This window comes from Gellertiella sp. DMC107 (assembly GCF_056313605.1).
In genome coordinates, this window is record NZ_JBQUZZ010000008.1 from 82908 (window position 1) to 94781 (window position 11874).

At 60.7% G+C, this 11874-nt stretch carries 8 protein-coding genes; 1 reads left to right on the forward strand and 7 read right to left on the reverse strand.

What is annotated here, in order from left to right:
• Positions 1-55: 55 nt before the first annotated feature.
• Positions 56-1381 (forward strand): hypothetical protein, encoded by a 1326-nt coding sequence (locus tag ACT54B_RS21095; protein WP_476047889.1) that lies wholly within the window; start codon positions 56-58, stop codon positions 1379-1381.
• On the opposite strand, the gene ACT54B_RS21100 is transcribed toward ACT54B_RS21095, so the two are convergent.
• From ACT54B_RS21100 to ACT54B_RS21130, 7 genes are all read right to left on the reverse strand, one after another.
• Positions 1310-2533 carry a glycosyltransferase gene (locus ACT54B_RS21100; RefSeq protein WP_476047891.1) on the reverse strand — a complete coding sequence of 408 codons (1224 nt, stop codon included), beginning with the start codon at positions 2531-2533 and terminating at the stop codon, positions 1310-1312. The genes ACT54B_RS21095 and ACT54B_RS21100 overlap by 72 nt on opposite strands.
• Complete coding sequence (locus ACT54B_RS21105) at positions 2526-3539, reverse strand: polysaccharide deacetylase family protein (RefSeq protein ID WP_476047892.1); 1014 nt, start codon at positions 3537-3539, stop codon at positions 2526-2528. The genes ACT54B_RS21100 and ACT54B_RS21105 overlap by 8 nt, the downstream gene beginning before the upstream one ends.
• Before the next feature lie 4 nt (positions 3540-3543).
• On the reverse strand, positions 3544-5076 hold the full coding sequence (locus ACT54B_RS21110) for a lipid II flippase MurJ (protein ID WP_476047894.1): 1533 nt from the start codon (positions 5074-5076) through the stop codon (positions 3544-3546).
• Positions 5077-5221: 145 nt separating this feature from the next.
• The gene (locus tag ACT54B_RS21115) at positions 5222-6361 is read right to left on the reverse strand and encodes a glycosyltransferase family 4 protein (RefSeq protein WP_476047895.1); all 1140 of its coding nucleotides are present in this window, start codon (positions 6359-6361) and stop codon (positions 5222-5224) included.
• Positions 6358-8526 carry a GumC family protein gene (locus ACT54B_RS21120; RefSeq protein ID WP_476047897.1) on the reverse strand — a complete coding sequence of 723 codons (2169 nt, stop codon included), beginning with the start codon at positions 8524-8526 and terminating at the stop codon, positions 6358-6360. The genes ACT54B_RS21115 and ACT54B_RS21120 overlap by 4 nt, the downstream gene beginning before the upstream one ends.
• 4 nt (positions 8527-8530) lie before the next feature.
• A complete protein-coding gene (locus tag ACT54B_RS21125; protein ID WP_476047899.1) occupies positions 8531-9685 on the reverse strand; it encodes a glycosyltransferase in 1155 nt (384 codons plus the stop codon).
• A 178-nt stretch (positions 9686-9863) separates the two neighbouring features.
• Entirely contained in the window at positions 9864-11561 is a 1698-nt protein-coding gene (locus tag ACT54B_RS21130) for an alpha/beta hydrolase (protein WP_476047906.1), read from the reverse strand.
• Positions 11562-11874: the final 313 nt, after the last annotated feature.

The window sequence follows — 11874 nt, forward strand, 5'->3', positions numbered from 1 at the left end:
ACAGGTGTGGAAGAGGCCCTGCGGGACTTCGGGCTCGTCTCGAGGAGATTGGATCGTGATCTGCAGGAAACATCTGGCATTCCTGGTTGCATTTCTGGCCGCAACCGGCATTCAACTGTCCCCGGCTACGGCCAATGACGGCACGCTCCGCTGGCGTACCGGCGGCGGAAATCTCGTCACGTTCATGGCAGGTGATCAGCTCACACCGCTTCTGGACGCCCTCCACCACGTCGGCGCCCGGCTCGGCCGGATGAACTCCTATGGATGGCGCGATGTAAAGCGCGTGCCGACGCCCCACGATTTCGACGCCGCAATGATGCAGGCTTACCAAAATGGCATCACGCCCGTGGTGCTTCTGGAATATGAAGGCAGCTACCAGACGCTCGATCCGCCGCAGCCGATCGGCTCCTACGAGGATTGGTTCAAGGCCGGCGTCCAATACGCCACCCGCTTCCGGCCGAACGGAGACTGGGCCAGGGAAAACGGGATCAAGGATTTCGGCGCCACCATTTTCTCCGCGGTCAACGAACCGGATGTCCAGAATACGATTCCCAAGAAGGATTATCATGACGCTCTCGAGGGCTTGGCCGATGGCATCCACTCGGTCGATCCGGCGCTGAAGGTCGTGCCAGCCGGCTTCGCAGCGTGCAATATCGATGGGGACGCGACACTGAGAGGCTATGGCCCCGCCATTGCCGACCTCTTGGAGGCAGGGAAACTGGATGGAATCGATCTGCATACCTATTACAATGAGCGCTGGTATCCCCTCACGGAAGGGCGCCAGTTTTCAGCCCAGACCTGTTTCGATCGCATCAAGCAGACCCTGGGGCTGAAACGGGACATCAATTTCTACGCCACCGAATTCAATATATCGCGGACGGCAGGCTGGTCGGACGAACAAACGGCGGCAAAGCTGTTTCTCACCGCCATCTGGGACAATCTGGGCGTCGTGGGTGCCCGCGGGCAGCCGATCACGGTTTTTGCCTTCCCTTGGGATCTGGCCGAAACGGGTCGCACGCAGGGACCCGGCTATGCCATGGCCACATCGGATTCGCCCTGGAGCCCCGAAGAAAGATCCCGGGTGCTCAAGCGCGTGCTGGATCTGGCAGGCGATATGAAGATCCTGTCTTCCGATCCCTATCGGACGGGCACGCTGCATCTTGCAGGGCCGAAGGGAGACCTCTTCGTCTGGCATAATCGCCGCGGCTGGACGGACATCAGCGGGGGACGCTGGCAGATCGACCTGCCCGAAGGCGCTCGCCGTATCGAACTCTGGGGTTGGGACGGCATCCGGGACATCCGGGACCTGTCAGGCAGCGACCGTTTTGTCTTTGAGGCCCTGCCCGGCGGCGAGACCTATATGGCGCTCGTCACCCGCTAGAAACCGCGTTTCGGGAAAGCGCCGCCATGCGGCTTCCTTCCAGGCCGAAAGAAGCTGGTTTGCAACGGCATCATAGGTATAGCGCTGCTCCACATTGGCTATCCCGGCGGCCGACCGCGCCAATCGCTCTTCCGGGTGGGCGTGAATATGCGCCATGATAGCGGCCAGATCGTCTGGCGCATGCTGGGGGACGACCCATCCGCCCTCGGCCATGACGTCGGGAATGGCGCCCGAGAGGGCACCGATGACCGGCGTTCCGGAGCTCTGTGCTTCGATGATCACCCGGCCGAACTGTTCCTTCACCTTGGAGGTCGTGTGCGTCAGCAGGATGAGCGCATCCAGGGAACGAAGGAACGCAGCCACGCCCTCCGGCTTCTCCCACGGCAGGAACGTCACACGATCATTGAGGCCCAGCCGGTTTGCCTGATTGCGAAGCGCCTCCTGATAAGGGCCTTCGCCCATGATTTTCAGAACAACGGGGACCGTGGACCGAGCCATGGCATCAAGGGCATCCTGAATGCCTTTTTCTTCCACGACCCGACCGACGTAACCGAGCACCAGGGGGGCCCCGTCGGCGCGGGCAACGGTCTCCACTGCGGGATGGAACAGGTGCCGGTCGACGCCGTAGCCGATGAGGCTGACCGGGCCGCTATAGCCGGTTGCCTCGGCCACCTCAGTCGCATCCCGGCTGCGGGACAGGAGGTGATCCGTGCGGCCCAGCACATGCCTGCGAATGGTTTCGAAGGGCGGCGGAAGGCGCTTCAGGATATTCTGGTCCACTTCCAGAACAAGGGCAGCATCCTGCTTCAGGCGGCGCGCCTGAAGCGCCACGAGGCTCCACGGCTCTTCCCAGAGATGAATGACATGCGGGCGCACGGTGCGAATGAGCCGCTTCAGGCCGGGATAGAGGTGCAGGTACCAGTGAAACGGACCCACATGCGGAAAGAGGATCGGCAAGACATGCGTCGTCACACCCGGATCGGGACCGGGATCCGCGACGATGTGGCGGCCGAACTGCTCCCAACGCGCAGGAACCACGAGATGCACATCCAGGTCGTCGCGTCCGGCAAATGGGGCATAACGCAAACGCCCCGCAGCGCGCGACGCGGCCGTGTGCGCGATCGAAATGACCCTCAGTTTTTCTTCAGACACGACCTAACATCCTTGCAGCAATGGCACTGGCACCGGCCATGTGCAGTTCGGGCACAATCAATGTGCGATGGGCACCATTCAACGTGATCCTGGGATAGACGAACGGAATGGCGCCTGCCTTGAGAACGCCCTTGGTGGTGATGCCCACGCCCTCATATCCCGCTTCTCGCGCAATGGCGAAGTCCCGCGGGCCGCAATCTTTCTTGCGTCCGAAGGGAAAGGCGAAATGGCTGACGGGTACCTTGAGCTTGTCGCGAAGCCGCTCGCGGCTATGAACGAGTTCATAACGGGCTTCCTCGGGCGACAGAATCGAAACCCGGGGGTGAGACACCGTGTGAGAGCCGATCTCGACCAGCGGATCCGCAGCCAGTTCTTCCAGCATCTTCCAGCTGATGGCGTGCTTCCAATGAACGGCGTCCATATCCACACCGTTTTCCGCACAGAAGCGCGCATATGTTTCCGCGACCCCGGGACCGTCCCAACGGGTCTGCAGCATCATGTAGACGGTCGTCTTCCGCTCGGTCGTATCGGTTTCGATGCGTTCGCCATCCACCATGACGAAATCACGGTTGAGGATCGTGTCCTCCAGCCCCGTCCACCAGATGGGCATCGTCCCGTCGGGAATGCCGGTGGTGACGAAAAGCGTAATCGGCACTCCATGGCGTCGGAAGAGCGGAACGACGTGCTCGTAAGTGTCACGGTAGCAGTCGTCGATCGAAAAATTGACGAAGCTGTCGTTGTTCCGGTCATCTGCCGCCATCTGCAGACCGTCCTCGATGGTCACGATGCGTCGGCCGCTCGCCTTCAGGTAGGTGAGCAGACTATCGAGAAAGTCCAGATCCAGATAAAAGCCGCGATTGGGCAAAGCCGGCCAGTTGGCGGACGATACCGCCCGATGGAAGGTAAAGAAGCAACCCCGCTGCCCGCGAAGCGCATCAATCCACCGAGCCGTCTGGGCCAGCATGGAACCGGAGATGTATTTGGCCGAATAAACTCGGTCGGTCATCTGGCTAGGTTCCCTTTCTAGTCAGAACAAAGGCGTACAATCTCCTATAGGTTTCAGGAGCAAGCAGTGCTGTCGCAAGCATAACGGCAAGGATATAGCTGCCAAGTCCAAGCGCCAGACGCGACAAAGTACCCTCAAAAGCGTCAATAATTTCCAAACCCGCCAGAGCCATTGCTACAGCTGGTAGTAATCCGCGCGCCAAAAGGCGAAAAAGCGAAAGAGGCGAGCCCAAAGCGATGATCACGGCAACACACATGACCAGACTGCGGACCGTTTCGCCGAAGCCGAGAAACAGAATGCCATAGGTGTGGGCCTGGGCAAGGCTGGAGGTGATCGCATTGATGGCGATGTTGGTCATGTACGAGGACACGAGAATGCCGGCCGCAAGCGCACTGCGGTTGTCCCGGTTCAGGAGGCGAAGGAGGATCCATCCGAGTGTCGAGGCCCAGAGGCCGACGCTGATGCCGCGCAGCGCTTCACTGGTCAGTTGCACACCGAGGGCGTTGAAAGCTCCTCGCTGGAAAATCAGCCGCACGATATCGGGTGCAAACACGAATATGAAGGCGGACGCTGGCATCATCAGGATCGCCACGAACCGGGTGATGGACTGAGCCTGATCCTTGATCCGCGTCTCGTCCCCATGGGAGAGAACCGCCAGCCCGATGGGCTGGCTGACCAAAAGCAACGCGCTTTCCGTCAGCGTGCGGGCATAGTCCATCGAAGCAATCGCGCCCGTCATCAGACGGGAAGCCAGAAGCCGTTCGAGCCAGATATTGGTCTGTTCCGCCGCAGGCAAGGGAACGAAAGGAACCAGTTTGCGGAGGAAGAGCGTCGTTTCCGCCCAGACATCGGCAAGCGACAATCGTTCGAATGAAAGATTGCCCTCCCGCCACAAGGCCCAGCTGGCCCAGAGGGCGAGCGTGTTGAACGACAGGGTAAAGGCAATGGCCAGCGTCAGTGCCCAGTCGGTCAGGACCAGCATCCCCAGCCCGAGCATGACGCCGACATTGAGGATGCTTGCCCGCGCATTCGTGACGCGCGTTTTGCCGAGCGCTATCTCGCCCGAAGCCAGACAATTCAACGCAACCGATGCCGGCATCGAGAGCGCCAGGATATGAACGAAGCGGATCGTCAGTTCTTTCTGGGCGGGCGCGGCGCCAGCCAGCATGGCATCGACCAGCAGATGAGCGATCCCGATGGTAATCAGCATCAGCAGAGCGCCGATCGCGGACAGCGCGATTGTCATGGCAGCCAGGCGATGGGCCGCCTCCCCTTGCCGGCCGGCTTCCTGCATCCGCGGAATGAGAATGGCCGGCACACTTTCATTCTGCATGAAGGCCAGGGGCAGCATGATGATCGTGATCGCGCCGCGAAAGCTGTCAGCAAGGGCGGCGACCCCGACGACATGCGCCATGAAAATCTCGCGGACGAAGCCGAGGCTCTTGCTGAAGAGCGCACCGGTGGAAAGCTTCGCCGCGACCACCTTGATCGACGGCGTAGACGGTGCCTGGTCCTGGGGATCGAGCATGTTTTCCATCAGGAGATCCGGCACTGAGAATGGGAAAGGAAAGGCAAGAAAGGCACGGCGGTAGCAAGAACGCCTCCGGCAACCCCTCCGTCACGGACCGGGGGCAGCGGAGGCATGTCGGTGAAAACAGGCCGCATCTCAGCTTTCGATGGCATCATCGGGCCGCCACCTTCACGATGATATCAGCAATTCTCTGACGCATTTGTTCCAGCCCGTAGGTACTGCGCACCCGGGCATTGGCGCGCGCAGCCTTGTCGGCATAGGGTTGCCGGTCGGCAAGCAGGTTCGCCAGTGCGAGCGCGAGAGCCTCGGCATTTCCAGGAGGGACGAGCGTTCCGCAGCTGCCGCCGTCCAGAATTTCCGCCGAAGCGCCCGCATCGGTTGCGATGATGGGCGTGCCGGCCCGCATGGCCTCGACGAGTGTCAGGCCGAAGGGCTCCGGATCGACAGAGGGATGAACCACCACATCGACCGACTGCATAAGATCGGGCACGTCCCGACGCTGTCCCAGAAAATGCACGCGGTCGGAAAGACCCTCGGATCGAACGATGGTTTCCAGGCGGGCTTTGTAGTCATCTTCTCCAAAGAGGGCGCTGCCCACCAGAATGCACTGAAGTTCCGGCACCCGCTTGAGGGCTTCCAGCACGACATGCTGCCCTTTCCAGGGTGCAAGCCGGCTGAACACGCCCATCAGCGGCCCATCCGGCAGGTTCAGGGCCTTTCGCCCGCTGCCCGGCGGAATATCGAGAGCAATTCCATTCGGCACGACAGTGACCAGTGCGGATTTACCGCCCGCCTGCACGAATGCGTCCGCCGCCGCCGTCGAGGGCACGATGACGCAGGACGCCCTGCGATTGGCAAGTCCAATCTGCAGCTTGCGTTGCGCGGCACCGAAGTGCCGTCCATCCATGATATCGTGCAGATGCCAGATGAGCGGCCGCCTGAAAAAAAAGGATGCGATGGCCGAAAGGAGAAAAGCCTTCTGGGAATTGGCATAGACCACATCGCTCTTGCGGGCGGCGGCAATAATGTTGCGGATCAGTCGGTAAAGACGGGCAATCAGCGGCAGGGCGGCGAGAAGCGATTGATCTCGCCTTATGGCGCCGAGGCGAGCGCCCTCGGGCGCAACGATAACCTGAAGTCCGTTTTGATGGAGAACATCTTCCAGCGGCCCTCCCTCTAGCAGGAAGGCAGACGCACCGGGCCAACCAGCCGAAAGGCTTGCCAGAACATATTCCGCGCCCGACATCACGCCCGTCTGATTGACGAAAAGAACCCGCGGTGCCTTCATCATCCCGCCTTTAGGCGCTGGCGCGCGAAGGGATCGACCGGCACGGACTGAATTCCCCCGCCGGGAAGCAGCAGGGCACCCGCCGACCTGAAATCCAGCCCCTCGAGAGCAACGGCGGCATCCCGAAGCCGCGCTTCGTCATCCACGCCTTTCGCCAGACACACCACAGCATCCAGCTCCAGGCTTTCCGTCAGCCGCTGCAACCGCTCCTGTGTCCTTCGGCCTGCCAGCACCGGACCGCTGAGCAGCACCAGATCATAGGGCCGCGCCCAAGCCAAGAGCCGAACCAGGCCTTCAAGCGCCCCGGACTCGATCAGTGCAGCATCACCTTCGCCCGCAGCGACCACATGGAGACCAGCCACGACAGTGCTGGAAACGGCATCCGCCGGCTCCACCGATCCCCTGAGGATGTCGCCCAGCGTGGGTTGGTCAAAGGGCAACCCGAATGCAGCCGGAAATTCCGGTTTCTGGGGTGCACATTCGATCAAAAGGACATTCAAGCCAGCCTTGGCCAAAGCCTGTCCCGCCAGGAGACTCGCAAAACTTCCCTGGCGCGAGCGGGGTTCGGTCGAAAGGAAGAGGATGGGTCTTCCCTCACTCCCGTCCAGAAGGTCTGTTGCCACCTGCGTTACCGCTTGCTGGACACTCGGCGCCAGCAGGGTTCGACGCACGGCCGTCATCAGATTATCATCCGGTCGGTCCGCCAGGCCTGCCACTGGCCAGTCCGGCAATGTGCCCACGACACGAAGCGTGGCCGAGCGATTTACGGGGTGGGCGGACCCGAAAGCCGAGGTCTTGAGCGTCAGTCGGGACGGCAAACGAAGGGTGCCGCCGAAGCGGTCCCAAATCACGCAGGCAGCCGCCGCCAGCATCAGACCGATCACCAAACCGGCTGCCAGCATGGGCGTTTTCTTGGGGAAATAGGGCTTTGTCGGAATTTCTGCGAGACTGACAAGCCTTGCGCCTCCGTTCAGGGACCGGCGTTCAGACTCAAGTTCGCTGGCCCGCTGGTAAAGCTGGGCATAAAGCTGGCGTTTGGCCTCGACGTCACGCACCATTCCCTCGATGGACGATTCGTCCGAAAGGGCGCTGGCTGCCGTGTCCTTTGCCTTGGTCACTTGCGCTTGAAGAGAAGTGACAAGGTTTGCTGCGGCCTCGTAATCCTTTTGTGCGCTCGCTGAAATGCGGTTGATTTCAGCATTGAGCTGCGTCTGCAGAACGCCCATGGAGGCTTCCAGCATCCGCCGCTGCGGGTGACGCGGACCCAATACCGTGCTGCTTGCGGCAAGCTGGTTGCCGATCGCGGCGATCTGTTGCTTCAGGTCGCCGACCGTACGGTTTTCAAGCGCCATGGGCGAGGCGGTTACATCGCCCCCGTTGCGGATATCCTTGATGGCATCCAGCCGGGCCTGGGCCTGGGCCTTGGTCTGTTCAGCCGCTGCCAGTTGCTGGCTTATGGCGGTCAGGCTTTCCGAACTGATGGATGCGGTTGCGCCCTGAACCAGACCGTTCTGCCGACGGAAGGTTTCGATCTTGATGACCCGGTCCCGAATCTCCTTGTCGAGATCCGACAGTTCCTGCCAAAGCCATTTGGCGGCCACTTCACGGCTGTTCGACTGGCTGCCGCGCTGGTCATCCAGGTAGGCGGTCACAAGTGCATTGGCCATAGTCATGGCCGTCTCCGGAAGGGCGGAGCTGTAGGACACCGACAGTACACGGGACCTTCCGACAGCCGCGATGGAGAAGTGGCCAGCCACCTCATCCGCAAGCTTTGGATCGTCGACTTTCATGCCGGCGCATGAATCACCCCCGTCACGGCATTCGGCCATCACGGCTTCATACGCGCCGGGCTGCGCAAGGGCGAGCTTCGCCAGCCTGGTCGACCGCAGGATCATGATCTGGCTTTCGAGGTCGGCAGGGTCCCCCTGCTTCATGGCCCAGACATCGGAAATGCGGGTCGCCGGATCTGCTTCCGCCACGATGATGGAAGCGCTGGCCTGATACCGGGCAGGAAGCAGGAACGCCGCGGCAACCGCAAGGACGAGAACCCCGAGGGCGGTAGCGACGAAAAGGAGCCTGTGCCGCCACAGGGCGCCGAGCACGCCAAAGCCGGGCACTCCAGCGGGGGCTGTGGCACCGATATCGGATTTGTCGCGCTTGGTGATCATGGGGTCACAAGCCTTCGGTTACGAACTTGCTGTCCGGGACATAGCCCACCGTCGACGTCCGGTAGGCAGCGATCATCTCGTTCACATGAGCTTTCAGGCCATCGCGAAAATGCTGTGCGGAAAAACGCTCCGCATGGGCCTTGCATGCTTCGACGGTGAATTCCCCTTCCCGCGTCAGGAAGGTCCGGACCGCCTCGGCAATGAGGGAAGGCTCAGGCATGTCGAAGAACAACCCGGTCTGACCGTTCACCACCGTCTCGCAGGAACCGCCGCGGCCAAGCGCGATGACCGGCGTTCCCTCGGCCTGGGCTTCGACGGAGATGATCCCGAAATCTTCCTCCGCTGCAAAGATAAAGGCGCGCGCGGAGCCCATCAGATCACGCAAGGCACCGTCGCTGACGAACCCCGCAAAACTCACATTAGGGCCGGCAATCTTGCGCAATTTCGCGCCTTCAGGACCTTCCCCCGCCACGATAAGGTGCTGGTCGGGAAGATCGGCAAAGGCGCGCACGATCGCTTCGATGTTCTTGTAGGGCACCAGCCGGCTCGCTGCCAGGAAGTGATTACCCTTTTCAGGCGGTTGCGATTTCTCCGACAGGCGCACTGGCGGATACAGGACCTTGGCCTGGCGGCCGTACACTTTGCGGATTCGACGCGCCACAAAATGCGAGTTGGCCAGAAGCTGGTCGGGTCCATGCGCCGTGCGGGTATCCCAGACACGAAGCCAATGCAAAAGCGGCCGCGCCAGAAACGTGGTCAGGGGGTTCGAATTCCGCGCAAGATAGGTGTGTTGAAGATCCCATGCATACCGGATGGGCGAATGGACATAGGAAATGTGCAATTGGTCGGGGCCTGTGAGAATGCCCTTCGCCACGGCATAACTGCTGGAAATGATCAGGTCATAGGACGACAGATCCAGTTGTTCGATTGCCATGGGCATGAGCGGCAGAAAGGCCCTGTGCGCCTTCTTCACGAAAGGAAGCTTCTGCAGAAAACTCTGTTTGGTTTCCCCAAGACCGATTTTGGCGCGATCCTGAGGCGTCAGAAAATCAAAAAGACAAAAGACGTCTGCAGCCGGATAGCATTGCAGCATCTCCTGCAACACCCGCTCGGCGCCTCCAATGGTGTAAAGCCAGTCATGTACTATCGCAACGCGCATCTCAATATTCCTCTGAGCCTTCCACCCATAGCGTCCCAGAGCATAAAATTTAGTTAATAACAGAACATATTTATATGCGAATTTATTAAAACTTTATCCGCTCGCCTGGCAGTGCGACAGAGATCGGCGGCAGCCCGGACATGACCTCCCCGCGCTTCTTCGAGAAAAGGAAGGGATATCAAGCGACGCGCTTCGCAGCTTCCACAAGGGCGGTCAGGATCGCATCCCTGGCAAATGAGGTCGTCATATTGTGTTCCGCGCCCGGCACGATACGAACCGAGGCATGTTCATAGGCCTCCGGCGGCTTCTTTCCGAAATGCCGGGCCAATTCGTCGAGCCCGCCGTCATTATCAGCATAGATAAGAATGGGGTTTACGGCTCTTTCCGACAATTGCCGGGCCTGCTGCCGGGTGAAACGGGTGAGCTTGCCTGCCCCGGTCACGGCCCCATAAATCCGGGGGAAACGGAGAGAGAGCTGCGTCTTGAGAATATGCCGGGCCTTGTTCGCGACGGACAACAAAGACATCTTTCCGGTCACGATATCCAGCAGAAGGCGAGGCGAGAGCGCACGCTTCTTGTAGTCTGCCATGGAAGACGTCCCCGCGCTCATGATCTCCTCGAAGGTCTCGCTCGGATCGAGCGATAGCCGGGCGGTATTGACGGCGACCACCGCCCTGACACGGTTTTCCACCACTGCCGCCTGCAATGCGGCATAGCCCCCGCTGCACCGCCCCGAAAGGATGACCGGCCCGAGCGACATGGAGCCCATCGTCTCCACCGCTTCGATCACATCGCGGATCTGTCGCTCTACATAGAACAGGTGGCCGTCGACGCTCCGCGCATCGCCGATCCCGCCCGTATCGATACGGAAACTCGAAATCCCCTCGCGCGCCAGGGCACGGGCAAACTCCACGTGCATCCGCGCCCAGCCAATATGGTAATTGTCTCCCGAATTGATGAGGACGACGACGGCTTCGGAAGGGCGTCCGGCTGGCTTGCACAGGATGCCGAAGAGGTCATTCTGAGGGCCGAAACGGAGCGAGACTTCCGTGAAGCCATCTCCGGCCAGGGGGGCACAGTCGCGTGCGCCAAGGGTGTCCCGCTCACCTCTCCTCGGCGCGGCTTGCGCCTCTATCCAGTCCCGAACCGTATTGAAATCATCGAAGGGTGGCTTGGAGGCGGCCGTTTGCGATAGAAAACCATCCCACCCCGTATAGACGGCGTCCGTCACCGCAAACCCTGCCTTGTCCAGACCTTCTTTCCAGAGATGTCCATCGATACCCGGGCGCAGCATCAAGAGCGCCGAACGTGAGGATACGGGCGACGGTAGGTCGGCAAGCCTCAGACCCGCAATCTCCTGCGCAAGCGACAGGGAAAGGCGATGGCCGGCGACTTCAATTCTATCTTTGGATTCCTTGGGCGGAAGCCGGAGAAAGGAACCGATCATCCGGCTCCAGATATCCAGTTCCCGCAAGCCGACATTGCCTTCGGTCTGAGGGGCCATCATGACGATCGCGGAAGCGTCGACCTGCGCAGCAATATGAGGCGCGAGCAATGCTCCGATGCCATGGCCGACGAGAACGAGCCTGTCCACACCGAAATCGTCACGCAAGACCGCTGCCGCCCGGTGGGCGGCGTGGAACCAATCCGAAATTGGGATGTCTTTGCCGGCGTCGCCCAGACTATCCGCCGTACCAGGCCAGTCGAAACGCAGGCAGACATACCCGGCGTTGGCGAGAAGATCGGCGAAGGTCGCCCAGCCTCTCCGGATCGTCATTTCCTCGAATCCCCATGCTGGCAGCATGAGCACACCGGTTCGCCCGCCGCCATCATGAATGAATCCGGCACATCCGTCGAAGCTGATGGGGTCTCCCATGGTCCGGTTCAAGTCTTCCTCCACAAGCCACGGCTGCTATGACGACACCTGGGGCACAGGTGTGCGAGGACCGGCACATCCTGCGGGTCCCGGCTTGTGGTTGTTATACGTTATAGTTTTCTTGAAGCGAGGAAGAGATGGAAAGATGGTTTATGGGTGGGTTTTGTGGGGGGATTACGGGCGGCGGGTTTGGACCGGCGCGGTATTATGGTTTGAACGCGATGTGCGCCCTGCGGGGGCGTTTTGGGATTTTTTTGTGAATGATTTTTGTGATTGGTTGCGGGGGCAGGATTTGAACCTGCGGCCTTCAGGT